Annotated in this window: 20 protein-coding genes and 1 pseudogene; 7 read left to right on the top strand and 14 right to left on the bottom strand. The window is 70.1% G+C overall.

The window, feature by feature from the left end; all coding sequences use genetic code 11:
* Positions 1-3 precede the first annotated feature (3 nt).
* Positions 4-1,047 carry an oxidoreductase gene (locus G5C60_RS35230; protein ID WP_165265442.1) on the bottom strand — a complete coding sequence of 348 codons (1,044 nt, stop codon included), beginning with the start codon at positions 1,045-1,047 and terminating at the stop codon, positions 4-6.
* 66 nt (positions 1,048-1,113) lie between these two features.
* On the opposite strand from G5C60_RS35230, the gene G5C60_RS35225 reads away from it, so the two are divergent.
* Complete coding sequence (locus G5C60_RS35225) at positions 1,114-2,061, top strand: FAD-dependent oxidoreductase (RefSeq protein ID WP_165265440.1); 948 nt, start codon at positions 1,114-1,116, stop codon at positions 2,059-2,061.
* 171 nt (positions 2,062-2,232) lie between these two features.
* On the opposite strand, the gene G5C60_RS35220 is transcribed toward G5C60_RS35225, so the two are convergent.
* From G5C60_RS35220 to G5C60_RS35210, 3 genes are all read right to left on the bottom strand, one after another.
* Positions 2,233-3,942: a BCCT family transporter gene (locus G5C60_RS35220; protein ID WP_165265438.1), complete on the bottom strand. Its 1,710-nt coding sequence runs from the start codon at positions 3,940-3,942 to the stop codon at positions 2,233-2,235.
* Positions 3,943-4,033: 91 nt separating this feature from the next.
* Positions 4,034-5,314 carry a M14 family metallopeptidase gene (locus tag G5C60_RS35215; RefSeq protein ID WP_165265436.1) on the bottom strand — a complete coding sequence of 427 codons (1,281 nt, stop codon included), beginning with the start codon at positions 5,312-5,314 and terminating at the stop codon, positions 4,034-4,036.
* Entirely contained in the window at positions 5,314-7,275 is a 1,962-nt protein-coding gene (locus G5C60_RS35210) for a Xaa-Pro dipeptidyl-peptidase (protein WP_165265433.1), read from the bottom strand. Before G5C60_RS35210 ends, G5C60_RS35215 begins: the two co-directional genes overlap by 1 nt.
* A 248-nt stretch (positions 7,276-7,523) precedes the next feature.
* On the opposite strand from G5C60_RS35210, the gene G5C60_RS35205 reads away from it, so the two are divergent.
* Positions 7,524-9,083: a M1 family aminopeptidase gene (locus G5C60_RS35205; RefSeq protein ID WP_165265432.1), complete on the top strand. Its 1,560-nt coding sequence runs from the start codon at positions 7,524-7,526 to the stop codon at positions 9,081-9,083.
* An 80-nt stretch (positions 9,084-9,163) separates the two neighbouring features.
* Positions 9,164-9,942 (top strand): annotated as a pseudogene (locus G5C60_RS35200) (MerR family transcriptional regulator).
* Here the strand turns inward: G5C60_RS35200 and G5C60_RS35195 are convergent.
* The 5 genes from G5C60_RS35195 to G5C60_RS35175 all read right to left on the bottom strand — a co-directional run bounded on the left by G5C60_RS35195 (position 9,926) and on the right by G5C60_RS35175 (position 15,801).
* Positions 9,926-10,558, bottom strand: a complete 633-nt coding sequence (locus G5C60_RS35195) for an SDR family NAD(P)-dependent oxidoreductase (protein ID WP_165265428.1) — start codon at positions 10,556-10,558, stop codon at positions 9,926-9,928. The pseudogene G5C60_RS35200 and the gene G5C60_RS35195 overlap by 17 nt on opposite strands.
* 84 nt (positions 10,559-10,642) lie before the next feature.
* Positions 10,643-12,838 carry a 3-hydroxyacyl-CoA dehydrogenase NAD-binding domain-containing protein gene (locus tag G5C60_RS35190; protein ID WP_165265426.1) on the bottom strand — a complete coding sequence of 732 codons (2,196 nt, stop codon included), beginning with the start codon at positions 12,836-12,838 and terminating at the stop codon, positions 10,643-10,645.
* 58 nt (positions 12,839-12,896) lie between these two features.
* Positions 12,897-14,111: an acetyl-CoA C-acetyltransferase gene (locus tag G5C60_RS35185; RefSeq protein ID WP_165265424.1), complete on the bottom strand. Its 1,215-nt coding sequence runs from the start codon at positions 14,109-14,111 to the stop codon at positions 12,897-12,899.
* Positions 14,108-15,274, bottom strand: a complete 1,167-nt coding sequence (locus tag G5C60_RS35180; RefSeq protein WP_165265422.1) for a CaiB/BaiF CoA transferase family protein — start codon at positions 15,272-15,274, stop codon at positions 14,108-14,110. Before G5C60_RS35180 ends, G5C60_RS35185 begins: the two co-directional genes overlap by 4 nt.
* Before the next feature lie 146 nt (positions 15,275-15,420).
* On the bottom strand, positions 15,421-15,801 hold the full coding sequence (locus G5C60_RS35175; RefSeq protein WP_165265420.1) for an MmcQ/YjbR family DNA-binding protein: 381 nt from the start codon (positions 15,799-15,801) through the stop codon (positions 15,421-15,423).
* 114 nt (positions 15,802-15,915) lie between these two features.
* On the opposite strand from G5C60_RS35175, the gene G5C60_RS35170 reads away from it, so the two are divergent.
* Positions 15,916-17,106, top strand: coding sequence for a saccharopine dehydrogenase family protein (locus G5C60_RS35170; protein ID WP_165265418.1), 1,191 nt, complete (start codon positions 15,916-15,918; stop codon positions 17,104-17,106).
* 46 nt (positions 17,107-17,152) lie between these two features.
* Here the strand turns inward: G5C60_RS35170 and mmpA are convergent, their stop codons facing one another.
* The 4 genes from mmpA to G5C60_RS35150 all read right to left on the bottom strand — a co-directional run bounded on the left by mmpA (position 17,153) and on the right by G5C60_RS35150 (position 19,556).
* Complete coding sequence (gene mmpA / locus G5C60_RS35165; protein ID WP_165265404.1) at positions 17,153-17,293, bottom strand: morphogenic membrane protein MmpA; 141 nt, start codon at positions 17,291-17,293, stop codon at positions 17,153-17,155.
* Positions 17,294-17,342: 49 nt separating this feature from the next.
* A complete protein-coding gene (locus G5C60_RS35160; RefSeq protein ID WP_165265416.1) occupies positions 17,343-18,038 on the bottom strand; it encodes an endonuclease V in 696 nt (231 codons plus the stop codon).
* Positions 18,039-18,079: 41 nt separating this feature from the next.
* Positions 18,080-18,394, bottom strand: a complete 315-nt coding sequence (locus G5C60_RS35155; protein ID WP_165265414.1) for a plasmid stabilization protein — start codon at positions 18,392-18,394, stop codon at positions 18,080-18,082.
* Between the two features lie 76 nt (positions 18,395-18,470).
* Entirely contained in the window at positions 18,471-19,556 is a 1,086-nt protein-coding gene (locus G5C60_RS35150; RefSeq protein ID WP_165265412.1) for a WD40/YVTN/BNR-like repeat-containing protein, read from the bottom strand.
* Between the two features lie 250 nt (positions 19,557-19,806).
* Here G5C60_RS35150 and ssgD point away from each other — a divergent pair, with 250 nt between their 5' ends.
* Entirely contained in the window at positions 19,807-20,223 is a 417-nt protein-coding gene (gene ssgD / locus G5C60_RS35145) for a spore wall synthesis regulator SsgD (RefSeq protein WP_165265410.1), read from the top strand.
* A 123-nt stretch (positions 20,224-20,346) separates the two neighbouring features.
* Here ssgD and G5C60_RS35140 read toward each other — a convergent pair whose 3' ends face one another.
* A complete protein-coding gene (locus G5C60_RS35140; protein WP_165265408.1) occupies positions 20,347-21,027 on the bottom strand; it encodes a GPP34 family phosphoprotein in 681 nt (226 codons plus the stop codon).
* A 323-nt stretch (positions 21,028-21,350) separates the two neighbouring features.
* Between G5C60_RS35140 and G5C60_RS35135 the strand changes: the two genes are divergently transcribed.
* Both G5C60_RS35135 and G5C60_RS35130 read left to right on the top strand, forming a co-directional pair.
* Positions 21,351-22,982 (top strand): ABC-F family ATP-binding cassette domain-containing protein, encoded by a 1,632-nt coding sequence (locus G5C60_RS35135; protein WP_165265406.1) that lies wholly within the window; start codon positions 21,351-21,353, stop codon positions 22,980-22,982.
* A 10-nt stretch (positions 22,983-22,992) separates the two neighbouring features.
* Positions 22,993-25,299: an ATP-binding cassette domain-containing protein gene (locus G5C60_RS35130; RefSeq protein WP_241267309.1), complete on the top strand. Its 2,307-nt coding sequence runs from the start codon at positions 22,993-22,995 to the stop codon at positions 25,297-25,299.
* Positions 25,300-25,316 lie beyond the last annotated feature (17 nt).

The raw sequence follows: 25,316 nt of genomic DNA, 5'->3' as shown, positions 1-25,316 counted from the left end.
CCCTTAGGACCCCCGCCCAGCCGTCGGAGACACCAGCACACCCCCCGCCGTCCGCGCCACGACGAAGGACTCCCCCTTCGTCGCCTTCGCATCCAGCGCGAGCCGGTGCCTGCCCGCTTCCAGGACCCCGTCGAAGACCTCGTACGCATGCGTGCGGTACAGGCGGTCCAGGCGGTACGCGATCAGCTGGACCCGGCAGGTGGAGGTGACCTCGACGCCCGCCTCGCCGTCGGCGGCGACCAGCCGGGTGAGTCGGCGCTGCTCCTGGGGACTGCGGTCCAGGGCGTGTTCGATCTGGGCGACGAGCAGCGGGACGATCGGGGCGAGTCCGTCGACGTACGCGACCTCGACACCGGCGCGCTCGAAGGACTGCCGCACGGCGGTACGTTCCTGCTCGCTGACGGCGCGGCCGAAGGCGACGGCGCCGTAGGTGCGCAGTTCGGCGGCGGAGACGTCGGCGGCGTCCCGGGTGATCTCGGCGCCGATGCCGATGGTGCGCAGCGCGGCGGCGAGCTTGGCGAGGACGGCGACGCGGTCGCCGATCAGCAGGACCCGGCGGCGCTCGCCACCGGAGCCCGTGAGCCCGGAGTCCGTCAGCAGGGAGCCCAACGCGGACCGGTACTCGCCGCCGTGGAAGCGGAACGGGCCGATGCCGTGGTAGCCGTTGAGCTCCAGATCCGCCCGCTCGTCGGTCTGCCAGGCGAAGTCGCGCCACACATAGTCGTCGCCGAGCTTCTCGATCACCGCGGTGACGGCACCGCAGGCGAGGTCCTCGCACTCGGGACAGCCGTAGATGACGTACCGGCCGCCCTCCAACGGGGCGCCGGCTTCCAGCAGGAGACCGCGCACCTGCGCGGTGAAGATCGCGGGCGGTACGTCGGAGGCGAGTGGAGAGACGGCGTCGAGGTCGGAGAGCTGGAACAGCAGCGGTCGTCCGTCGACGATGAAGTCCATGAAATCCCGGTGCACTTGGTAGTCACCGTTGGCGAGGACTCCACCGGCGCGCATGGCCGGTGCCAGGCCGAAGGTCGCGTACTCGGCAGACATGCTGTGAGTATCCCCAGACTGCGGGTGATGTGAGCACGGCATGACGTATTCCGTTAGTGTCCGGCTGTGAACGGTCAGCGGAACGATGACGTGATCGTCGTCGGCGGCGGTGTCATCGGCCTCACGACGGCCGTCGTCCTCGCGGAGAGCGGCAGGCGGGTCCGGATCTGGACGCGGGAGCCCGCCGAGCGGACCACCTCGGCCGTTGCGGGCGCGCTGTGGTGGCCGTACCGGATCGAGCCGGAGCCGCTCGTCGGTGAGTGGGCGCTGCACACACTGTCCGTGTACGAGGAGCTGGCGGCCCGGCCCGACGAGACGGGCGTACGCATGGTCGAGGGCGTACACGGTGAGACGGTGCTGGACGGGCTGGGCTCGTGGGCGGCGCGGGTGCCGGGACTGCGGGCGGCGACGGCCGGGGAGTACGCCGGAGTGGGGCTGTGGGCGCGGCTGCCGCTGATCGACATGCCCGCGCATCTGGCGTGGCTGGGCGAGCGGTTCCTCAGGGCCGGCGGGACGATCGAGGAGCGGTACGTCACGGACCTCGCGGAGGTCGCGGCGCCGTTCGTGGTCAACTGCACGGGTCTTGGCGCCCGGGAGCTCGTACCCGATCCGGCGATGCGGCCCGTGCGGGGGCAGTTGGTCGTCGTGGAGAACCCCGGTGTGACCACGTGGCTGACCTCGGGGGAAGCCGACGCCAAGTCGACGTACTTCTTTCCGCAGCCGGGCGGGCTGATCCTGGGCGGGACCACGGAGGACGACAACTGGTCGCTGACACCCGATCCCGCGGTGGCCGAAGCGATCGTGAAGCGCTGTGCGGCGCTGCGGCCGGAGATCGCCGGTGTGCGGATCATCGGCCACCGGGTGGGCCTGCGGCCGGTGCGCGACGCGGTGCGGCTGGAGCGTGAACTCCTGCCCGACGGGCGGGCGTTGGTGCACAACTACGGACACGGCGGGGCGGGCGTCACCGTGGCGTGGGGCTGCGCGCGGGAGGCGGCCGGGCTCGCCTGGCGCTGACGCACCGCCCGACCCACCTCCCACTGACGCGCTTATGCCGCCCAAGCGGATTTACCGAAGCCTGCCGCGGTACCGCGCCCGAGGGGGCCGTAGGCCCCCAGGGGCGCGGGGAACTGCGCGACCAGCCACAACGGACCCGCAGCTTGAAAACCGCCTTACCCAGCGGAGCGCTCAGCGGTGCTCGTGCCCGAGCGGGTCCCCTTCCGTGTCGGTGCCGGGCCCGGGGCCGACACGGATCCCGAAGTCGCCGTCGTACTGCTTGTGTCCCTCGATCACGGCGAGTTCGACGGCCTCGGAGCCCATCGCGCTGCGCACGATGACCGGGTCCTTGCGCAGATCGCGCATGAGGGCGACACACATCCCGATCATGATGAGGACGAAGGGGGCGGCCGCGAGAATAGTGAGGTTCTGCAAGCCCTGGAGTGCGTCGTCCTCTCCGCTGCCGATGAGCAGCATGATCGCGGCGACGGCCCCCGTCACCACGCCCCAGAACACCACGACGAGCCGACCCGGTTCGATCGAGCCCTTCTGGGAGAGCGTGCCCATCACGATGGACGCGGCGTCAGCTCCCGAGACGAAGAAGATGCCGACCAGGATCATCACGAGCAGGCTGGTGACCGTCGCGATGGGGTACTCCTGGAGGACGCCGAAGAGCTGGCCCTCGGGGGTCGCCTCCTTGCCGAGCCGGTTGCCCTCCTGCAGCTTCATCGCCGAACCGCCGAAGACCGCGAACCAGACGAGGCTGACGGTGCTGGGCACGAGGATGACACCGCCGACGAACTGCCGGATGGTGCGGCCGCGGCTGATGCGGGCGATGAACATGCCGACGAACGGCGTCCAGGAGATCCACCACGCCCAGTAGAAGACGGTCCAGCCGCTCAGCCACTCCGCGACGCCCTCGCCGCCGCTGGCCTCGGTACGGCCGGCGAGCTGCGCGAAGTCACCGAGGTAGGAGAAGACCGAGGTGGGCAGCAGATCGAGAACGATGACGGTCGGCCCCGCGATGAACACGAACACGGCGAGCAGCAGCGCCAGCACCATGTTGATGTTGGACAGCCACTGGATGCCCCGCTCGACGCCCGAGACGGCCGAGGCGACGAACGCCGCCGTCAGAACGGCGATGATGACGACGAGCAGGCCGGTGCTCACGTCGTCCATCCAGTCCAGCTCGGTGAAGCCGGAGCCGATCTGGAGCGCGCCGATACCCAGTGAGGCCGCGGAGCCGAAGACGGTGGCGACGATGGCGAAGATGTCGATCACCCGGCCCGCGCTGCCGTTCGCGTGCTTCTCGCCGATGAGCGGCGTGAAGACCGCGCTGATCGTCTGGCGCCGGCGTTTGCGGAAGGTGCTGTAGGCGATGGCGAGGCCGACCACCGCGTAGATCGCCCAAGGGTGCAGCGACCAGTGGAACAAAGTGGTGGCCATCGCCGTCTCCATGCGCTCCGCGGAGTCGGCGGGATTGGTGCCCGGCGGGGGCGTGGTGTAGTGCGACAACGGCTCGCTCACACCGAAGAACATCAGGCCGATGCCCATGCCGGCACTGAACATCATCGCGACCCACGAGACCGTGCGGAACTCGGGCTCCTCGCCCTCGGTGCCGAGGTGGATCCGGCCGTAGCGGCTGACGGCAAGCCAGAGCGCGAAAACCACGAAGCCGGAGGCGGTGAGCACGAAGGCCCAACCGCCGTTGTGCATCAAGCCGTCGAGCATCTTGGTCGAGGCGCTCTCCAGCGAGTCGGTAGCGAGGGCGCCCCAGAGCACGAAGGCCAACGTGATCGCAGCGGTGACACCGAACACCACCCGGTCGGTCTCGCGGCCGGGACCGCCTGGGATCTCCGATGGATCTCCCAGGCCTCCCCTCTTCCTCAAATCTTCAGTCATCGGCGGCACCTTCCCCTGGAGGCCGTACGGAAACACTTGTTCCTGGTTGCGCCCCTACGACCTACCACAAGTACCCCCGTTGCCAACCTCATCAGCAGTCGATGTCGGGCTCCCCGGCGGCGAGATGATAAGCCGCACGCTCGTCGAGCAACAGCGGGACGAGGGCGCGCAGCGACTGGCGCAGCGGGACGTACGTGCCCTCGCTGTCCTTTCTCGCCTTGACGCCGTGCAGAGCGAGTTCGTCCTTGAGATCCGCGTACTGCCCGGCGGTGAGCCGGTAGGCGCAGGGCGGATCCTGGATGATCTCGGTCGGTTCGGCCGGGTCGTTGTCGGCGCCGCCGACGTAGACCGGGCCGCTGTCGCGGTAGCCGGTGAGCCGGGCCGCCGACGTGGCCGCCTCGATCCGGCCGCGGCGCTCGTCCGTGAAGCCGAACAGCCCGTCCAGCGCGGCCAGTTGGGAGTGCACGCGGCGCCGGTTGTTGAGTGCCTCGTCGGCCTGCTCGGCGTCCGTGAGCGGGTCCACGCGGCTCTCGATGAGCAGCCCGACGCCGTGCTTGACGCCGGACATGTTCCGCAGGATCCGCTCCTGCCCGTCGCCCGCGACCTGCTTGATCGGGTCGCCGGTCTCGGGGTCGGTCCAGATGCCGTACGTCCCTGTCGAGTACCCCTCTTTGTGGGCGGCGGGCCGCACATAGGCCTCCGACAAGGTCTGCGCCTCGTCGTGCACGGCCGCGTCGGTGTTGAGGTTGCGCGGCCAGAGGTCGAACAGGTCCTTGTCGTAGTACTTCGGTGTGGCTCCGTACTCGTGCAGGTCGTAGACCACGTCGGGTTTGCGGTCGCGTATGACGGCCGCCATGGCCCGCGCCTCGGCTGTCCGCAGCGACAGATGGTCGCGGTTGATGTCGACTCCGTCGCTGTTGCCACGGGTGTCGGCGGCCCGGCCGTCCGGGTTGGCGGTGGGCACGACGAGCAGCGTGGTGCGGTCCAGGAACGCGCGGGTGCGCGCATCCCTCGCGTATGCGAAGTCGCGGATCGTCGTGAGGCAGGCCTCACGCCCGGACGGCTCGTCGCCGTGCTGACTGCACACGAGCAGCACGGTGTTGGCGGTGGGGCGCTGAGAACCGACGCGTACGAGCTGGAGCGGGCGGTCCTGCTTGGTGGTGCCGATCCGGGCGATCGAGACCCTGTTGCTCGCCTTGTCGACGGCGGCCAGGAACTCCTGCTCCTCCGGCTCGCTGGTCCAGCGTGCGCCGTCGGTCTGCTCGAATCCGGTACGTGGCGGGGCCTCGGTCGCGTGGGCGGGCACCGTCAGCAGCGGTGCGACGAGCACCGCTGCTGACAGGGCGACGGCCCCGATATGACGGAGTGTCATCAGTGGCTGCCTCCAGGGATGCGCTGCGGGGTGCGAGGCTCGGCGACGCCGTCGAGGGCGGCCTCGGGCGTGATGTGCGCGGATCCCGAGGTGGCGCCCGCGAAGGCCTTGGCGCCTCCGACGAGCGGAACACCGGCCGACGTACGGGACAGGTCGAGCTTCAGCGTCGGTTTGCCGGCCGGGGGGTCGATGAGGTCCTTGTCGGTGCCCGCGACGATCAGCGCGAGGCGGTGACCTGCCGGGACGACGTGGTCACTCGCGTGCAGGTCCAGGCTGATGGTGTACGGCTTGCCCGGCGTGAGCGGGACGCCCTTCAGATCCGAGGCGTGGTTGCCGAGGTCGGCCCAACCGCGGCTGAACACCGTGTAGTCGACGTCCGCCGTCTTGGCCCGCGTCTCCTTGAAGCAGGAGCTGTCGCCCGTGGTGCTCGGGCCCCAGCAGCTGCGGTCGGTGAGCGTGGTGATGCCCTCGGCAGCGTCCGCGTAGTCACGGATGGTGTCCGGGCCGAGGTCGACAAGGACCGCCGACAGGTGGGCGGTTGTGGTGCTCGGCGTGGCGGTGACGGTCACCTTGGAGGAGCCGGACAGACGCAGATCCTTGGTGAGCGGCTTGGTGATGAATCCGGCCTTGCTAGGAGTGGACTGGTCGATCTGCGCGGCCCAGTCGGTCTCGCTCTGCTGCGGGTCGTCGGTGAACGTCTCGGTGCCCGATCCCTTACGCAGTCCGAGGGTGCCCACGCCCGCCTGCTCGCCCTTGCCGGGGCGCAGGCTCACGGTGTCGGTGCCGCGCGGCGGCCAGACGGTGGATGTGACCCACTTGTCGGGGGCGCGTTCGATGTCGGCCATGGGCTCGTCGTCGATGCCGTTGTCATAGCCGAGGAGTTCGTGGTCGAACCAGCGGTGCAGGGTGTCCACCCACTCGGCGCGACGGAAGTCGAAGGGGTCGACGTGGCCGGTCTGCGACAGCCAGATCTTGCGGTCGACACCGTTCTCGGCGAGGGCGTCCCACCACTGGCCGAAGTGCTTGGGCCGGACGTTGAGGTCCTGCATGCCATGGATGACGAAGACGCTCGCGTCGACCTTGTGGGCGTCCTTCACGTAGTCGCGCCCGGTCCACAGCTTCGTCCAGTCGCCGGTGCGCGGGGCTCCGTCGACGAGCTTCTGCTGCACTGCCGCGCACTTGGCGCGGGCGTCGGGGCTCTCGACGTAGTTCGACAGCCAGTCGGGTCCTGAGTCGTAGAGCGGGGCGCCCTTGGCGAAGTAGTAGTCGTACCAGGAGGAGATGCCGGCGATCGGGACGATCGTCTTCAGGCCCTCGACTCCCGTCGCGGCGACTCCGTTCGCGACGGTGCCGTCGTAACTCTTGCCGATCATGCCGGTGTTGCCGTTGGTCCAGCCGGCTTTGGCCTTCGTACTCCCGGTCCGGGATGTGTAGCCCTTGGCCCGGCCGTTCAGCCAGTCGACGACGGCCTTCGCGGACTGGACGTCGGAGCGGCCGCCGACATCCACGCAGCCGTCGGAGCGGTTGGTGCCGGCGAAGTCGACGCCGACGAAGGCGTAGCCGCGCGGTACGAAGTAGTTGTCGTAGAACAGCGGCATCTGGACGACGTCGCCGTTCGCGTCGTATGTCTTCTTCTGACTCTCGTTGCCGCGCCCGCAACACGAGTAGTACGGGCTGGCGTCCATGATCACGGGTATCCTGCGGCCCTGCTGGGCGGGTTCGCGGGGCCGGACGATGTCGACGGCGACGCGGTCGGTCTTCCCGTCCGTGTCGCCGTCGAGTCCGGTGTCCACCCACACGGATTCGCGTATCGCGTTCTCGTACGAGTAGACGGGTCTGCTCTCCCGCGGGGCGCTGTGTGCGGCAGCCGGGGTGAGGAGTGTGGCCATCAGGGCGGCGGTGGCCGCCGTCGCGAGCGTTCTCCAGGTCCTGAAGCGCATGAAGCGTGCACGTGTCGGCATGCGCGGAAGGTACCCCGGTCAACTCCTGTGCAAAAGAGGGCCGTTCCGAGTCCGAAGAGGCCAGAAGTGTCCCGCGGGAAGGATCGGGAAGGATCGGCCGGAATCAGTCGTGAAAGGTCCGTGGGACGGATTGGCTCATGTCGGCCGAATGGCGATCGTGTGACAGCGGCGGCCGTGGACACGACCGGGCCCACCGGGACTGAATAGTCTCCGAACAGACCTCGTGCCCCTACGACTTGGAGCTTTCCGTGCACCGCAGACTGATCGTCCCGGGCGCGCTCGCGGCCTCCCTGCTGCTGGCGATCCCGGCATCGGCGGACGCTGGGGGTGTGGGGGAATCCCCCATAAAACACAGCTCGCCTGGCGCATCGGGCATCGGCGACCCCTATTACCCGTCCTACGGCAACGGCGGATACGACGTCTCGCACTACGATCTCCGGCTCAAGTACCAGCCGGAAACGGACAAGTTGGAGGGCACGGCGACCCTCCTGGCTACCACCACACAGGATCTGTCCCGGTTCAATCTGGACTTTCTGCTCGACGTCAGCGAGGTACGGGTGAACGGCGCGAAGGCGTCGTTCTCGGCCTCCGGCGAGCACGAGCTGGAGATCACGCCGAAGACGCCGCTGCCCAAGGGCACGCCCGTCACCGTCGTGGTGCGCTACAGCGGAGTGCCGTCCTCGAAGACGGCGTACGGCTTCACCAGCTGGCACCGCACTCCTGACGGCGGCGTCGGGGCCAACGAGCCCGAGGCGGCCTGGTGGTGGTTCCCGAGCAACGACCATCCGCTGGACAAGGCCACGTACGACGTGTCGGTGGCCGTGCCGGACGGCTCCCAGGCGATCTCCAACGGCACGCTCCAGTCGACGAGTTCGCGGGCCGGCTGGACGCGGTACAACTGGCGGTCCAACAAGCCGCAGGCCACGTATCTCGCCACACTGGCGGTCGGCAAATTCGACGTTACGACCGGCACGTCGGAGAGCGGCATCCCGATCGTCAACGCGTACAGCAAGGATCTGGGCGACAACTACGGGGCGGCACGGGCGAGCATCGAGCGCACCGGGGAAGTGGCCGACTGGCTGGCGGAGTACTTCGGGCCGTATCCCTTCAACGCGCTCGGCGGCTATGTGCCGAACACCGCCGACACCGGGTACGCGCTGGAGACCCAGACCCGGCCGTTCTACAGCCCGCGCCAGTTCGCGAACGGCACGAACGTGTCCGTGGTCGTCCATGAGCTGGCCCACCAGTGGTACGGCAACCTCGTGTCCGTCGCCGGGTGGAAGGACATCTGGATCAACGAGGGCTTCGCGCGGTACGCGCAGTGGCTGTGGTCGGAGCACGAGGGCGAGGGGACGGCGCAGGAACTCGCGGACTACGTGTACGCGTCACGACCGGCCGACGATCCGTTCTGGAAGGTCAGGCCGGGGGACCCGGGGCCGGAGAACCAGTTCCACCTCGCGGTGTACGACCGGGGCGCCCTGGCTCTCCAGGCCCTGCGCAACGAGATCGGCGACGAGGCGTTCTTCACCATCCTGAAGGGCTGGCCGAAGGAGCACGCGAACGGCAACGCGACTGTCGGCGACTTCGTGAAGTACGCCGAGCAGGTCTCGGGTCAGCCGCTTGCCGCCCTCTTCGACACCTGGCTCTACCAGCCGTCGAAGCCGAGCGCGCCCGCGGCCCGGAACGCGTCGATCGCCCGCTCCTCCGTGACTCCGGACCGGCCGAAGTCCTGGAAGAAGATCGCCGCGACGAACGACGTACACGAGCATGAGAACAAGAAGAAGAGCGAGAACGAGAACGAGCACTGAGGCGAGCCCGGCGGCGCGGCGGGCGGGCGGCATCTGTCCGCCCGCCGCGCTTTCGCACCACTGGTGGGACAGCAATACTGTTGCACCGCACGGACGCGGTACGGCAGCACGCGAAGGAGCAGCCATGACGACGGACACCGAGGAGCCGAAGCTCACCGTCGACGAACTGGCCGCGCGTGCGGGTGTCACGGTGCGTACGGTGCGCTTCTACGGCACCAAGGGGCTGCTGCCGCCGCCTGTGATCGGGCCGCGTCGCGTCGGCCACTACGGGCAGGAGCACCTGGCCCGGCTCGCCCTGATCGAGGAGTTGCAGCGCCAGGGGATGACGCTGGCCGCGATCGAGCGGTATCTGGAGCAGTTGCCGACGGATCTGAGCGCCCAGGACCTGGCGATCCACCGTGCCGTGGTGGCCTCCTGGGCGCCCGAGTCGGTGGAGGAGATGAGCCGCGCCGAACTGGAGCGCCGGGCGGGTCGCGCGCTGGGCGAGGAGGACCTGGACCGGCTCGCCGCGATGAACGTCGTCGTACGGACTCCGGAAGCAGGCGCCCCCGCATCTCCGACGAGGGCGGACGCCTTTCGCGTGGACCCGGGTCTGCTGCGGCTTGGCGTACAGCTGCTCGACGTGCCGATCGCGCACGAGACGATCCTCGCCGCGCGCACCGTCCTGCTGGAGCACACGCGCGCGGCGGCCCGCGAGCTGTCCCGGCTGCTGCGGGACGAGGTGTCCGAGCGCGAGTCGATGGCGGCGGTGAAGTCGCTGTCGGCGCACATGCAGCCGCTGGTGGTGCAGGCGCTGGTGACCACGTTCCAGCGGTCCCTCAACGCGGAGCTGCGGGAGTGGCTCAAGAGCCCACGTTGAAGGTCTGTCCGGTCACGAGGCCGCTGCCCTCGTCGACGACGTACAGCAGCGTGGAGACGAGATCCGACGGCTCCTGGTGGTCCAGGCTCGGGGCGATCGCGTTGACCGTGATGCCGTACGGGCCGAGGGCCGGGGCGAGCGCGCGCGTGAAGCCGATCAGGCCGGCCTTCGACACGGTGTACGTCACCATCGTCGGCGGTGGTGTGAGGACGGCGGAGGAGGCGATGTTCACGATGCGACCCCAGCCCGCCGCCTTGAGATACGGCAGGACGGCGCGGGTCATCAGGAACGGTGCCTCCAGGTTGACGCGCATGACGTGCCGCCACTCCTCGAGGGTGGTGTCCTCGAACTCCCTCTCCAGGTCGACGCCCGCGCTGTTGACGAGCACGTGCAGGGTGCCGAACTGCTGGACCGCCCGCTCCAGGGCCTCGTCCGCCTGTGTCTCGTCGGTGACGTCGGCGATCAACTCCACATAGTCCAGGATCCGTTCGGCCGTCTCCGGCTGCGGTCCGAGATCGAGTCCGGCGACCCGGTAGCCGCGCCCGGCGAGCGCGACCGCGAACTCCTGCCCGAGGCCCTGTGCGGCGCCGGTCACCAGGGCGGTACGCGTCTCCATGGGGGCGAGTGTGCGGACCCGTCAGGCACTCGGCAAGGGGCCGTTCCGGTCTCCCGAACGGCCCCCGAGCGCACCTCGCTCCCCTTACGCGTCGCTGAACCGCTCCCCCTTCTCGGCCTTCTCCACGAGCAGCGCCGGCGGCGTGAACCGCTCCCCGTAGCGCTCGGCGAGCTCACGCGCGCGTGCCACGAATCCCGGCAGGCCACCCTCGTATCCGTTGATGTACTGGAGCACGCCACCGGTCCAGCCGGGGAAGCCGATCCCGAGGATGGACCCGATGTTGGCGTCGGCGACGGACGTCAGGACGCCCTCCTCCAGGAGCCTGACCGTGTCCAGGGCCTCGGAGAAGAGCATGCGCTCCTGCATGTCTTCGAAAGGCACGGTCTTGGACGGGCTCTCGGCGCCTTCGCGCGTGAAGTGCTCCCGCAGTCCCGGCCAGAGCCCCGCGCGCTTCCCGTCGACGTACTCGTAGAAGCCCGCCCCGCCGCTGCGGCCCGTACGGCCGAACTCGTCGATCATGCGGTCGACGACGGCCTCGGCGGGGTGCGTCGCCCAGGTGCCGCCGGACTCCTCGACGGCCCGCTTGGTCTCGGTGCGGATCTTGCGCGGCAGGGTGAGCGTCAGCTCGTCCATGAGCGAGAGGACCTTGGCCGGATAGCCCGCCTGGGCCGCGGCCTGCTCGACGGAGGCGGGCTCGATGCCCTCGCCGACCATCGCGACGCCCTCGTTGAGGAAGTGCCCGATGACCCGGGAGGTGAAGAAGCCGCGCGAGTCGTTCACGACGATCGGGGTCTTCTTGATCTGCCGTACGAGGTCGAAGGCGCGCGCGAGGGCTTCTTCGCCGGTCCGCTCGCCCTTGATGATCTCGACGAGCGGCATCTTGTCGACGGGCGAGAAGAAGTGCAGCCCGATGAAGTCGGCCTGCCGCTCGACTCCTTCGGCGAGCGCGGTGATGGGCAGGGTGGAGGTGTTGGAGCACAGCAGCGCGTCCGGCTCGACGATGTGCTGGATCTCCTGGAACACCTTGTGCTTGAGTGCCGGGTCCTCGAAGACGGCCTCGATCACGGCGTCGCAGCCCGCGAGGTCCTGCGGGTCGGCGGTGGGCGTGATGCGGGCGAGCAGCGCGTCGGCCTTCTCCTGTGTCGTACGTCCCCGGGAGACGGCCTTGGCGCAGAGCTTCTCGGAGTAGCCCTTGCCCTTCGCGGCGGCCTCGGCCGACACGTCCTTGAGGACGACGTCGATGCCCGCGCGTGCGCACGAGTAGGCGATCCCCGCGCCCATCATCCCGGCGCCCAGGACGGCGACCTTGCGGACCTGGCGCGGTTCGGTCCCCTTGGGCCGGTTGGCGCCGGAGTTGACGGCCTGGAGGTCGAAGAAGAAGGCCTGGATCATGTTCTTGGAGGTCTGGCCCGCGGCCAGCTCCACGAAGTAGCGCGACTCGATGACCTGGGCGGTCTCGAAGTCGACCTGGGAGCCCTCGACGGCGGCCGCGAGGATGTTGCGCGGGGCCGGGTAGGGCGCGCCGTTCGTCTGCTTGCGCAGGGTGGCAGGGAAGGCGGGCAGGTTCGCCGCGAACTTCGGGCTGGACGGCGTGCCGCCCGGGATGCGGTAGCCGGGCGTGTCCCAGGGCTGCCGTGCCTCGGGGTTGGCGTCGATGAAGGCGCGGGCCTTGGCGAGCATGTCCTCGCGGGTGGTGGCCACTTCGTGGACGAGGCCGTTCTCGAGCGCGCGCCGCGGGCTGTACTGCGTGCCCTGGAGGAGCACCTTCAGCAGGGCGTCGGCGATGCCGAGGAGGCGTACGGTCCTGACGACTCCGCCGCCTCCGGGCAGCAGGCCGAGTGTGACCTCGGGGCAGCCGATCTTGGAGCCGGGGGCGTCGAGGGCGACGCGGTGGTGGCAGGCGAGCGCGATCTCGTAACCGCCGCCCAGGGCCGCGCCGTTCATGGCGGCGACGACGGGCTTGCCCAGCGTCTCGATACGGCGGAGGTCGCGCTTGATGGCGAGGCCCCGCTCGTGGAGGTACCGGGCGTTCTCGGGCGTGACCCTGATCAGGTCACGCAGGTCGCCGCCCGCGAAGAAGGTCTTCTTGGCGGAGGTGAAGATGATGCCGCGGATGGAGTCCTTCTCGGCCTCCAGGCGGTCGGCGATCACGGTGAGCGAATCCCGGAACCCCTGGTTCATGGTGTTCGCGGACTGGTGGGGGTCGTCGAGGACGAGGGTGACGAGGCCGGTCCTGTCCTGTTCCCAGCGGATGGTGGTGCTCGTGGTGCTTTCGGTCATGGCTGTTTCTCCGTGAGGGGACGCCGCAAGGGCCGTAGGGGGCGGGCGGACAGGACGTTCAGAGACGCTCGACGATCGTGGCGATGCCCATGCCGCCGCCGACGCACAGCGTGGCGAGGCCGAACCGCTTGTCCTGGCGCTCCAGTTCGTCGACGAGGGTGCCGAGGATCATCGCGCCGGTGGCGCCCAGGGGGTGGCCGAGTGCGATGGCGCCGCCGTTGACGTTGACCTTGTCCAGCGAGAGGCCCATGTCCTTCACGAAGCGGAGCACGACGGCGGCGAAGGCTTCGTTGATCTCGACGAGGTCGATGTCGTCGATGGTCAGCCCGGCCTTGGCGAGCGCCTTGCGGGTCGCGGGCGCGGGACCGGTGAGCATGATGGTGGGCTCGGATCCGGAGACGGCGGCGGAGACGATGCGGGCGCGCGGCGTCAGCCCGTACCGCTCCCCCACCTCACGAGAGCCGATCGCGACGAGCGACGCGCCGTCCACGATGCCGGACGAGTTGCCCGCGTGGTGCACGTGCTCGATCTTCTCCACCCAGTGGTACTTCTGCAGCGCCACGGCGTCGAAGCCGCCCAGGTCGCCGATGTCCGCGAAGGACGGCTTGAGGCCCGCCAGCGAGTCGGCGGTGGTGCCGGGGCGCATGTGCTCGTCGTGGTCCAGGACGACGAACCCGTTGCGGTCCTTCACCGGCACGACGGACTTCTCGAAGCGGCCGTCCTTCCAGGCCGCCGCGGCACGCTCCTGGGACAGTGCCGCGTACTCGTCGACGTCCCGGCGCGTGAAGCCCTCGATGGTGGCGATGAGGTCGGCGCCGATGCCCTGGGGGACGAAGTTGGTGGCGATGTTGGTCATCGGGTCGGCGAACCAGGCGCCGCCGTCGGAGGCCATCGGCACCCGCGACATCGACTCGACGCCGCCCGCGAGCACCAGGTCCTCCCAGCCCGAACGGACCTTCGCGGCGGCCAGGTTGACGGCTTCGAGACCGGACGCACAGAACCGGTTCTCCTGGACGCCCGCCACCGTGTCCGGCAGCCCCGCCGCGACGGCGGCGATGCGGGCGATGTCGGAGCCCTGGTCGCCGACCGGGCCGACGACGCCGAGCACGATGTCGTCGATCGCGGCCGGGTCGAGGTCCGGGAAGCGGGCCCGGATCTCGTGGATGAGCCCCACGACGAGGTCGATGGGCTTCGTGCCGTGCAGGGCGCCGCTCGCCTTGCCGCGGCCTCGCGGGGTGCGGATCGCGTCGTACACGTACGCTTCGGTGCTCACTGGTCAGGCCTTTCGGGAGGGTTGGCGTCCGGGCGGCCCTTCAGGAGGCCGGGTACGTCCCAGTCGCGGGCCACGTCCGCGATGTCGGCGCCCGGCTGCGCGGGGCCGCTGCGGACCGAGGTGTGGGTGACGGAGAAGCGGGGTGCGGGGGCGGGCTGGGTGATGCCGCCGTGGTCGGTGAACGTGCCGCGGGCGGCGAGGTGCGGATGGTGCGGCGCCTCGCCCAGCGAGAGAACCGGCGCCACGCACGCGTCGGAGCCCTCGAAGACCGCGGTCCATTCCTCGCGCGTACGGGTCTTGAAGCGGGCCGCGACCGTCTCGCGCAGTTCGTCCCAGCGCGCCGGGTCCTTGTGGGCCGAGGCGTGTTCCGGGATGCCGAGGAGGTGCACGAACTCCCCGTAGAACTGCTGCTCCAGCGCGCCCACCGCCATGTACTGGCCGTCGGCCGTCTCGTACGTGCCGTAGTACGGGCAGCCGCCGTCGAGGAGGTTCGCGCCGCGCCGGTCCTGCCAGCGGCCGGCGGCCAGCATGCCGTGGATCATCGCGGCCAGGTGTGCGGCGCCGTCGACGATGGCGGCGTCCACGACCTGTCCGCTGCCGGTCGCGCGGGCGTGGTGGAGGGCGGCGAGGACACCGACGACGAGGTAGAGCGAGCCGCCCGCGTAGTCGCCGACCAGGTTCGCGGGGACGGCGGGCGGCGCTTCCGGGTCGCCGATCATGCCGAGTGTGCCGGTCAGCGCGATGTACGCGATGTCGTGGCCGGCACGCTGGGCGAGCGGTCCCTCCTGGCCCCAGCCGGTCATTCGTCCGTAGACGAGCTTGGGATTGCGGGTGTGGCAGGTCTCGGGTCCGACTCCGAGGCGCTCGGCGACGCCCGGGCGGTAGCCCTCGATGAGGATGTCGGCGCGTTCGACCAGGTCGAGGACGTGGGCCGGGCCTTCGTCGGTCTTCAGGTCGACGAGCACGGACCGTTTGTTGCGGTTGGTGATGTCGTAGTCCGGGTTGATCACGAGTCCCGTGCCGCCCGGCCGGTCCACTCGGACGACGTCGGCGCCCAGGTCGGCAAGGAGCATGGCGGCGAACGGGCCGGGCCCGATGCCGGCCAGCTCGACCACGCGCACCCCGGCGAGCGGACCGTGCCCTGCCGTCCCTGCCACTGTCATCGAGCCCCCAGCACTGTGACACTACTGATGTAACACCCGTGATGTTAGAAACGCGTTCCACGCCGCACAAGACTCTGGGCGAGCAAGCGCTTAGCCATTCTGAAGGCCCGGCGCCGCCATGGGAATCCCCGGCGTCGCGAAGGGAATCAGCGCGCGTCAAGCTCGGCTATGAGCGTCTTCGGGGCAATCGTGCGATAGCTCTCCTCGACCCAGTCGCACAGCAGCTCAGCGGCCGGGGCGCCCTCCTCCTCCAGCGGGATGCTCACCCAGCCCGCCTTCCCGAGGCCGTAACCGGCGGGCTCGGCGCCCGGCGAGGTCATCGCGTGGGCGTGCGCCGCCTCGTCCTTGAGCTTCACGGTGAGACCCATGGGATAGCTGCCGTCGGCGACACCGAGGAAGACGAAGACCTTCTTGTTGACCTTCGCGACGGTCTCGCCCCAGGGGAACTCCTCGGTGGCGCCCGGCAGTCCGAGGGCGAACTCGCGCACTTTCTCCCATGTCTTCACGGCGTTCTCGGTCGCGGCCACGGCTGCCTCCGGTTCTCGGTACGGCTCCTCGCGCGGGTGTCCTGTTCGGCTCCTCGTACATCACGCTAGCCTCAGCCACCGACAACGGCGCGAGCTGTACGACTGAGAGGTGCCATGAGCAGGCAGGACGGGACGGAGCGGGCGTACGACATCGTGCTCTTCGGGGCCACGGGGTTCGCCGGAAGACTCACCGCGGAGTACCTCGCCGCGCATGCGCCCGAGGGGCTGCGCTGGGCGATCGCGGCGCGCGACACCGCGAAGCTGGAGCAGTTGCGCGAACAGCTGGCCGCGATCGACCCGGCCTGCGCCGAGCTGCCCGTGATCCGCGCCGACGTCGCCGATCCGGCCTCCCTGCGCGACATCGCGGAGCACGCGCGCGTGGTGGCCACGACCGTCGGGCCCTACCTCACCCACGGGGAGGAACTGCTCGCCGCCTGCGCGGACGCGGGCACCGACTACGTGGATCTCTGCGGAGAGCCCGAGTTCGTGGACCTCATGTATGTGCGGCACGACGCACGCGCGCGTGAGACCGGGGCGCGCCTCGTGCACGCGTGCGGCTTCGACTCGATTCCGCACGACCTGGGCGCGTACTTCACGGTCCGTCAGCTTCCCGAAGGGGTGCCGCTGACCGTGGACGGGTTCGTGCGCGCCGAGGGGATGTTCTCCGGCGGCACGTTCGCCTCCGCCCTCAACCAGTTCTCGCGCGGGCCACAGATGCTGGCCGCGGCGCGGGACCGCAGGCGGCACGAGCCGCGGGCGGCCGGCCGACGGGCGTACGCGCCGGCGGGTGTGCCGCGGTATGCCAAGGAGGTCGGGGCGTGGGCGGTGCCGCTGCCCACGATCGACGCGCAGATCGTGCAGCGGTCGGCGCGGGCCCTGGAGCGGTACGGCCCCGACTTCCGCTACCGGCACTACGCGGCCGTCAAGCGGCTGCCGTTCGCGGTGGGCGGGATCGCCGCGGCCGCCGCGGTCTTCACGGCGGCGCAGGTGTCGCCTGTCCGGCGCCGGCTGTCGGACCGGCTCAGGCCCGGGGAGGGTCCGAGCGAGGAGAAGCGGGCGAAGAGCTGGTTCTCCGTGCGGTTCGTGGGCGAGGGCGGCGGTCGCCAGGTCTTCACGGAGGTCGCCGGCGGCGATCCCGGTTACGGCGAGACCGCCAAGATGCTCGCCGAGTCCGCCCTGTGTCTGGCCTTCGACGATCTGCTCCCGACGTCGGGCCAGGTCACGACCGCGGTCGCGATGGGCGACGCGCTCATCGAGCGCCTTCAGAAGGCCGGGATCACCTTCCGGGTCGCGACCGCCCGCTGAGCACTGACGCAACCGCTCGGAACCGGCACCCCATGACCGTTCAGGGCTACCACCCCGTGACCGTGTAGATCATCCCGGCTATCCAGCCGACTCCGGCGAGGACGGCGAGGATCAGTCCCGCCATCACGGCACGCTCGACGGGCTGGGTGGGGCTGGTGACGGGCTTCGGGGCTCGGTGTGTCGTCATGCGGCACAGCCTGCCGATCACGAGGGCGCCCCGGCATCCGTACAGATACTCAGACGACGTACTCAGTCGTCTTCAGAGCCCGGCGGCACAGCGCGTCCGCACGGCGGGTCGTCTCCGGGAGGCGGAAGCGCGGCGCGAGCCGCAGGGTGTGGGCGCAGGCGGTGTCCAGGGTCACCCGGTGGCCGACCGAGACGAAGACCGGCTTGATGCCCTGCTGGGTGCGCAGCGCCCGCCCGACCTCCTCCTCGCCCGCGAGCAGCGGGGCCGAGGATCCGCGTGCGGCGCCCGGCTCCTCGTACCCGAAGGTGAACGGGTTCTTGGCGACGCCGATCGTCGGGAGTCCGGTCAGGACGCCGAGGTGGCTGGCCAGGCCGAAGCGGCGGGGGTGGGCGAGGCCATAGCCGTCGCAGACGACCAGGCCCGGCGCGCACGCCAGGGCGTCGAGGGCGGCCAGGACGGCCGGGATCTCGCGGAAGGCGAGCAGTCCCGGGACGTAGGGGAACGACACCTGCCCCACGGCGGTGGACTCGGCCACGACGTCGAGGGTCGTCGCGTCCAGGACGACGGCCGCGGCCACGACGATGTCGCGCTCGTCGTCGTACGCCACGTCGACCCCCGTCACGCGGCCGGTTCCCGGCGGCGGCCCGGGCTCGTCGAGTACGACACGAGAGCGCAACTCGTCCTGCACGGCAAGGGCTTGCTCTTCGGTGGCCGGCCAGTCCGCCGGGATGCGTACGGTCGTCATGGTGCCGTCGAGCGTACGCGGTCGGGTGACCAGGGTGGCGTTCAGCGCCCCAGGGCCCGTGACAGCTGCTCCTTGTTCATCTTGGAGCGGCCCTCGATGTTGCGGCTCTTCGCCTCCTCGTAGAGCTGGTCGTAGGTGGCCGCCGAGCGGGACTCCTGGCCGCCGCGACGGCCGGCCGGGGTGTCCTGGGCCGACGTACGGCTCGTGGTCTTCGACTCGCCGCGCCGGGCGCGTTCCTTGTCGGTGGTTCGGGCGGCGATCTCCTCGGCGCGCCGCTCGCTCGCGCCGCGTTCGCGTTCGCTTTCCCTGATGTGTTCCTGCTGGCGTTCCCGCCTGGAACTCGAGCCACGTGCCATGGCCGGACTCCTCACTGCTGGAAGACTGCTGGAAGCCGCCCCTCTTCCAGCCAAGCACGGCCCGAGCGCGCTCGCATCAGCGCTCGAGACGTGCCACCCGCCCCTTCTCTCCGGAGGCCCAGCAGCCCAGGTCGGGGGTGCAGTCGACGGTGTCGTACGAGCCCTTGTCCAGGGTGTGCCAGGTGCGGCCCGCGTCGGTGGTGAGGTCGGTTCCGGTGGGGCCGACCGCGAGGGCTGCCGTGCGGCTGTGCGGGAGCCAGGTGACGCCGGAACGGTAGGCGGGCGGCGGCTGTGCGGCGGGCGTCCAGGAGCGGCCGCCGTCGCCGCTGACGGCGGCCGCCCGCGGTGACGCCTGGTCTGCCCGGTAGTCGCCGCCGACCGCGATGCCGTGCGTACGGTCGCGGAAGGCGAGGGCGAAGACGCCGCGCGCCGGATCGCCCGCGGGAATCGGGGTGTCGGCGGCCGTCCACGTCAGGCCCCGGTCGGAGGAGTGCAGCACGCGCGCGCGTGCGGCCCCGCCGGTGGCCAGCCACACATCGCGCGGCCCCGAGCTGACCAGGCACTGCCCACTGGCCGCGAAGCCCGCCTCGCCCTCCTGTGCCTTGGGCATCCCGTCGTCGGGCAGCACCTTCCAGGAGCGGCCGCCGTCGCTGGTCGACAGGATGCGGAACCTGCCGTCCACCGGGTCGCTCATCGCCAGGCCGTGGCGCCGGTCGAAGAAGGTCAGGCAGTCGTAGAAGGCCTTCGCGTCGGTGTTGCGGAAGGACTCGGTCCAGGTTTCGCCGCCGTCGTCGGTGCGGAAGACCCGTGAGGCCTCGCCCTCGCCGATGGCCAGCACCACGGCTCGCCTGCCGTCGAAGGCCTCGATGTCCCGGAACTCCAACTCGCCGCCGCCGGGCGGCGATACGTTCCGCCAGCTAGCGCCGCCGTCGGAGGTGCGCAGCACGGTTCCCTTGGACCCGGCCAGCCAGGCGGTGCTGCGGCTGACGGCGGAGAGCCCGCGGAAGCGTACGTCCGTGCCGCTGTCCTTGAGCTCCCAGTGCGGCAGCCGCCCGCCGGATTCCTGTGCCCGCGCGGATTTCTGTGCCTGCGCGGGCTCCTCTGCCTGCACGGGCGCCGCGAGGGCGGCAGCCACCGCGGCACCGCACACCCCCACAGCCATCAATCGCTTCGTGAATCTCTTCCGTCGCGTCTTCCCCAAGCCCCTCATGGCGGGCGAAGCTAGCCCACTCCCCCGGTGGCGTCCAGATGCCCCAAACGAAGCGGTGACCACTCGGGTGATTGAAGGCGGTGACAGAGGTCACTCGAACTTCGTAGGACTTCGTGCGCACGGAATGGCTGATTCTGGCGTCTCTTGAAGTGCCCGGCCCCATCCGTTCACCGTTCGTCAAACCGTCACAAGGGAGCAGGCGTTGTCCACTGTCATCGAGCAGCCCGTCGAGGCCCGCCTCGTCGCCGCCGCGCCGCGGATGCCCAGCATTCCCGCAGCGCTCCACTACGACCCCCGTGAACCCTTCGCCGTCCGTATGACCTTCCCGGCCCCTGCCACGCTCGAAGGCGTGGACGTGTGCTGGACCTTCGCCCGCGAGCTGCTTGTCTCGGGTCTGGAGGAGCCGGTGGGTGACGGCGACGTACGGGTCCGGCCGTACGGATACGACCGCATCGTCCTGGAGTTCCACGCTCCCGAGGGCACCGCCGTGGTGCACGTCCGCGCGGGCGAACTGCGGCGCTTCCTTGAGAGCACGACGGAGCTGGTGCCCGTCGGCCTGGAGCATCTGCACCAGAACGTGGACCACGCGCTCGCCGAGCTGCTGCGGGACGCCTGCTGATCCTCTTCCCCACGTTCCCGCGTCCCCACGTTCCCGCGTCCACCAGCTCCCGTGCGACGCGGCGAACCGGCGCGTCCGAGGCCTCGCGATGCCCCGAAAGCCTCGCGATGCCCCCCAAGAGCCTCAGCTCCCCGTCGTCGTGGTCGTCGTGTACGCCGTCGTCAACGTCGCGATGATCGCCGCACGCACCTCCTGGATCACCTTCTTCAAAGCCGGGGTCGCCGCCCCGCTGCGCTCCGTCAGCGCCTCGATGCGCTCTTTGTGGCGGCGCCGGTCCTTGCCGGACAGGATCGTGCGCAGCTCGGCCGTGGCGGCGAGCGCGACGAGCGCCGCGTCACGCTCGGACACGTCCGCGACGGGCACCTCGCTCTCCAGTACCTGCCGCGCATCCTCGCGCAGCGCCTCCACGACGGGGACGCGGTCCAACTCGTACTCCACGGACGGGAAGAGCCCGAGGACCCGCTTCTTCTCCGCGCGCAGATATCCGTCGGCGGCCAGCTGAGCCCGTACGGCGTCCAGCGTGACGCCGGCCCGCAGCGTCACCCAGGTCTTCCACCTGTGCGGCCGGGACTCCTCGATGAGTTCCATGAGCCCGTCGAGGACGAGGTCGCCCGTCCTGGCATCCGGATGCACCGGCTTGGCGATGCCGTCCTCGTCGGCGAGCAGTCCGCGCTGCGCCAGTTCGGTCAGTGCGGCGGCACGGACCAGGTGGTGGAGCTGGGACACGCCGGTGACCTTGAGTTTCGTGGTGTCCCAGGCCAGCAGGTAGAGCCGGGCGGGCAGCGAGAGCGAACCGATGGGCACGAGGTCTCCTTTGCGCGGTCGCGGTCGGGGCTCACGTTAATTCGTTGACAGGCGCCGGACCCCTTCCTACGGTGTACAGCGGTCCTGTTGCCGTCGATTGGAGAAGGACGTTGCTCGTCTGAGGTCCTGAGACACCGCGTCACACATGTCTGCGTGTGTGCGCCGCGTGCGACCTCGGCATACGAGCCGTCCTCCGGAGCGGGGCCTTCCCCGAACCCGGATCTCCAGGACTTCTGCCCGTCTTCCGGCCGTTGTCGCCTTCCGGTGCCTGGCGGTGTCTCGATACGCGTTGCCCTGACCGCATCAAGCAACCGCGAGGCCCCATGTCCACCTTCCCCACCTCCATCACCTGCACCGCCCTCAGCTTCGCCTGGCCGGACGGCACCACCGTCTTCGACGATCTGCAGGTGGCCTTCGGACCCGGCCGAACCGGGCTCGTCGGCGTCAACGGGTCGGGTAAATCAACCCTGTTGAAGCTGATCGCCGGGGAACTCACACCGGCCGAAGGCACCGTCCGGGTGGCGGGCGAGGTCGGTTACCTGCCGCAGAACGTCACCCTCGACACCGGACTGCGCGTCGACGAGGCGCTCGGCATCGACGCCAAGCGCACCGCGCTGCACGCCATCGAGGCGGGCGACGTGTCCGAGGAGCACTTCGACATCGTCGGCGACGACTGGGACGTCGAGGAGCGCGCCCTTGCGACCCTCGGCGAACTCGGTCTCGGTCACATCGAGTTGGACCGCACGATCGGCGAGGTCTCGGGCGGCGAGTCGGTACTGCTGCGCCTGGCCGCGCTGCTGCTGCGCCGACCCGACGTACTCCTGCTGGACGAGCCCACCAACAACCTCGATCTGTACGCCCGTCGGCGGCTGTACGCAGCGGTCGAGGCCTGGTCAGGAGTGATGGTCGTGGTCAGCCACGACCGTGAACTCCTCGATCTGGTCGACCAGATCGCGGATCTGCACTCCGGGGAGTTCACCTGGTACGGCGGCAACTACTCCGCGTACGAGGAGGCGCTCGCCGCCGAGCAGGAGGCGGCCGAGCGCATGGTGCGGGTCGCCGAGGCCGACATGAAGAAGCAGAAGCGCGAACTGGTCGACGCCCAGGTCAAGTTGGCCCGTCGCAAGAGGTACGCGCAGAAGATGTACGACACCAAGCGTGAACCCAGGGCCGTCATGAAGCTGAAGAGCCGCACGGCCCAGGTGAGCGCCGGGAAGCACCGCATCATGCACGAGGAGAAGCTCGCCGAGGCCAAGGAACGCCTCGACGAGGCGGTCGACGCCGTACGGGACGACGACGAGATCCGCGTCGACCTGCCGTACACGGCCGTGCCGCCCGGCCGCACCGTCCTCACGCTCCAGGACCTGGAGTTGAGGTACGGAGCCCGCGTGGCCGGAGGCCTCGAGCTGCGCGGCCCCGAGCGGATCGCGCTGATCGGGCGCAACGGCGCGGGCAAGACGACGCTCCTGCGGACGATCGCGGGGGAGCTCGACGCGGTCTCCGGAGAGGCCCGGGCCCACGTACCACTGCGCTTTCTGCCCCAGCGGCTCGACGTACTCGACGACGAGTTGACCGTCGCCGAGAACGTGGCCCGGTTCGCGCCCGGCGCCACCAAGAACCGCATCCGGGCGCGCCTGGCCCGCTTCCTGTTCAAGGGCACCAGGGCCGACCAGCGCGCCGAGACGCTCTCCGGCGGCGAACGCTTCCGGGCGACGCTGGCGGCCCTGGTCCTGGCCGAGCCCGCACCCCAGCTGCTGATGCTCGACGAGCCGACGAACAACCTCGACATGGCGAGCGTGCGGCAGCTGACCACGGCACTGGAGTCGTACGAGGGCGCGCTGATCGTGGCCAGCCACGACGTGCCGTTCCTGGAATCGATCGGCATCACGCGGTGGCTCCGGCTGGAAGGAGAACTGAAGGAAATCAAGCCAGAAGCTGTCGGGTATCCCGACTAGCTTCGCCGGTATGAGCCAACTGACCACCGGTACTCTCCCCCGCTCATGGGGGTCCCACATGTTCATCCAGGTCACAGGGGCCCGAGAGAACAACCTCCAGGACGTCACCCTCCGCATCCCGAAAGGCCGGCTGACCGTCTTCACCGGCGTTTCGGGATCGGGGAAGTCGTCCGTCGTCTTCGACACGATCGCGGTCGAGTCGCAGCGCCAGCTGAACGAGACCTTCACCTGGTTCATCCGCAACCGGCTGCCGAAGTACGAACGGCCGCACGCGGAGGCCATCGACGATCTCTCGCCCGCGATCGTCGTCGACCAGCGGCCGGTCGGCGGTCACTCCCGGTCCACCGTGGGCACGATGACGGACGTCTACTCGGTGATCCGGGTGCTGTTCTCGCGCTACGGCACGCCGAGCGCGGGTCCGGCGACCGCCTACTCGTTCAACGATCCGTCGGGTATGTGCCCCGAGTGCGACGGCCTCGGGCGCACGGTCCGGCCCGACTGGGACCGCATCCTGGACCCGGACCGCTCGCTGGCGGACGGCGCGATCCGCTTCCCGCCGTTCGCACCGGGAACCTGGCAGGGACAGGCGTACACGAACACCACCGAACTGGACCCGGACAAGCCGGTACGTCAATTCACCGCCACCGAGCGGGAGTTCCTGCTGCGCGGGCGCTCCGGGAGCAAGGTCACCATCAGCGGCTCGGGCGGCGCCTGGAGCACCGACTACGAGGGACTCGCCGACCGATTCGATCGGCTCTACCTCAAGCGGGACCTGTCCGCGCTCAGCCAGAAGACCCGCGACCAGGTGCAGGGCTTCCTGGCGGAGGGCACCTGCCCGCAATGCGGGGGCGCACGGTTGAACGCGGCGGCGCTCGCGACCCGGATCGGCGGCCTGTCCATCGCCGACTGCACCCGGATGCAGGTCAGCGACCTGATCGCCGTGCTGAAGGACATCGACGACCCCGTGGCCGGGCCGATCGCGGGCGCGGCCGTGGCATCCCTGGAGCGGATCGAGGCGATCGGGCTCGGCTACCTCAGCCTCGACCGGGAGACATCGACGCTGTCCGGCGGCGAGGGCCAGCGCCTGAAGACGGTGCGACATCTCGGATCGAGCCTGACCGGGATGACGTACATCTTCGACGAGCCGAGCGTCGGGCTGCACCCGCGGGACGTGGGGCGGCTCGGCGATCTCCTGCTGCGGCTGCGGGACAAGGGGAACACCGTGCTGGTCGTCGAGCACGACCCGGACGTCATCGCCCTCGCCGACCATGTCGTCGACCTGGGTCCCGGGGCCGGGGCCGACGGCGGTCGCGTGGTGTTCGAGGGCACACCGGGCGAGCTGGCGGCGGCCGACACTCCCACGGGCCGCGGTCTGCGCCGTCGCACCGAGCTCAAGGAGCGGACTCGGCAGGCCACCGGCGGACTGTGGGTGAAGGGCGCGGACCTGCACAACCTGCGGGACGTCACGGTGGAGTTCCCGACCGGTGTGCTGACCGTCGTGACGGGTGTCGCGGGCTCCGGCAAGAGCACGCTCGTCTCGGAGGCGTTCACGGCCGCCCACCCGGACGCGATCGTCGTCGACCAGTCGTCCATCGGCATCTCGGCGCGGTCCACTCCGGCGACGTACGTCGGCATCATGGACACCGTACGCAGGATCTTCGCGCGCGAGACGGGAACGGACCCGGGGCTGTTCAGCTTCAACTCCGAGGGCGCCTGCGGGACTTGTCAGGGGCGTGGGGTCAGCTACACCGACCTGGCGTTCATGGATCCGGTGACGACGACCTGCCCCGACTGCGCGGGGCGACGCTTCAAGGACGAGGTACTGCGGCTGACCGTGGGCGGCAAGTCCATCGTCGACGTACTGGGGATGACGGCCGATCAGGCCCTGGAGTTCTTCACGGACACGGGCGTACGCCGCCGTCTGCGCGCCCTGCGGGACGTGGGGCTCACGTATCTGACGCTCGGCCAGCCCCTGTCCACGCTCTCCGGCGGTGAACGGCAGCGCATCAAACTCGCGACCCGGCTCCACCGGACGGGTGCGGTGTACGTCCTCGACGAGCCGACGACCGGGCTGCACATGTCGGACGTCGACGGGCTGCTCGCCCTCCTCGACCGGCTGGTCGACGCCGGCAACACCGTGCTGGTGGTCGAGCACAACCTGGACGTCGTGGCCCACGCCGACTGGGTCATCGACCTCGGTCCCGACGGAGGCAAGGACGGCGGGCAGGTGATCTTCGAGGGGCCACCGCGTCGGCTGCTCGACGCGACGGGGTCGTTCACGGCGCAACATCTGCGGCGGGCGGTCGGCGAGGGCTGAGCGGGGCGGACCGGGGC

It is taken from the genome of Streptomyces scabichelini (genome assembly GCF_011045015.1).
GTDB lineage: Bacteria > Actinomycetota > Actinomycetes > Streptomycetales > Streptomycetaceae > Streptomyces > Streptomyces scabichelini.
Note: the sequence above shows the minus strand (reverse complement) of the source record. Positions and strands in the feature narration are given on the sequence as shown.

Bases quoted from the DNA above. Each gene is read 5' to 3' on its own strand.
- G5C60_RS35230 (WP_165265442.1), bottom strand. From the start codon at position 1,047: ATGTCTGCCGAGTACGCGACCTTCGGCCTGGCACCGGCCATGCGCGCC.
- G5C60_RS35220 (WP_165265438.1), bottom strand. From the start codon at position 3,942: ATGACTGAAGATTTGAGGAAGAGGGGAGGCCTGGGAGATCCATCGGAG.
- G5C60_RS35215 (WP_165265436.1), bottom strand. From the start codon at position 5,314: ATGACACTCCGTCATATCGGGGCCGTCGCCCTGTCAGCAGCGGTGCTC.
- G5C60_RS35210 (WP_165265433.1), bottom strand. From the start codon at position 7,275: ATGCCGACACGTGCACGCTTCATGCGCTTCAGGACCTGGAGAACGCTC.
- G5C60_RS35195 (WP_165265428.1), bottom strand. From the start codon at position 10,558: ATGGAGACGCGTACCGCCCTGGTGACCGGCGCCGCACAGGGCCTCGGG.
- G5C60_RS35190 (WP_165265426.1), bottom strand. From the start codon at position 12,838: ATGACCGAAAGCACCACGAGCACCACCATCCGCTGGGAACAGGACAGG.
- G5C60_RS35180 (WP_165265422.1), bottom strand. From the start codon at position 15,274: ATGACAGTGGCAGGGACGGCAGGGCACGGTCCGCTCGCCGGGGTGCGC.
- G5C60_RS35170 (WP_165265418.1), top strand. From the start codon at position 15,916: ATGAGCAGGCAGGACGGGACGGAGCGGGCGTACGACATCGTGCTCTTC.
- mmpA (WP_165265404.1), bottom strand. From the start codon at position 17,293: ATGACGACACACCGAGCCCCGAAGCCCGTCACCAGCCCCACCCAGCCC.
- G5C60_RS35160 (WP_165265416.1), bottom strand. From the start codon at position 18,038: ATGACGACCGTACGCATCCCGGCGGACTGGCCGGCCACCGAAGAGCAA.
- G5C60_RS35155 (WP_165265414.1), bottom strand. From the start codon at position 18,394: ATGGCACGTGGCTCGAGTTCCAGGCGGGAACGCCAGCAGGAACACATC.
- G5C60_RS35150 (WP_165265412.1), bottom strand. From the start codon at position 19,556: ATGGCTGTGGGGGTGTGCGGTGCCGCGGTGGCTGCCGCCCTCGCGGCG.
- G5C60_RS35135 (WP_165265406.1), top strand. From the start codon at position 21,351: ATGTCCACCTTCCCCACCTCCATCACCTGCACCGCCCTCAGCTTCGCC.
- G5C60_RS35130 (WP_241267309.1), top strand. From the start codon at position 22,993: ATGAGCCAACTGACCACCGGTACTCTCCCCCGCTCATGGGGGTCCCAC.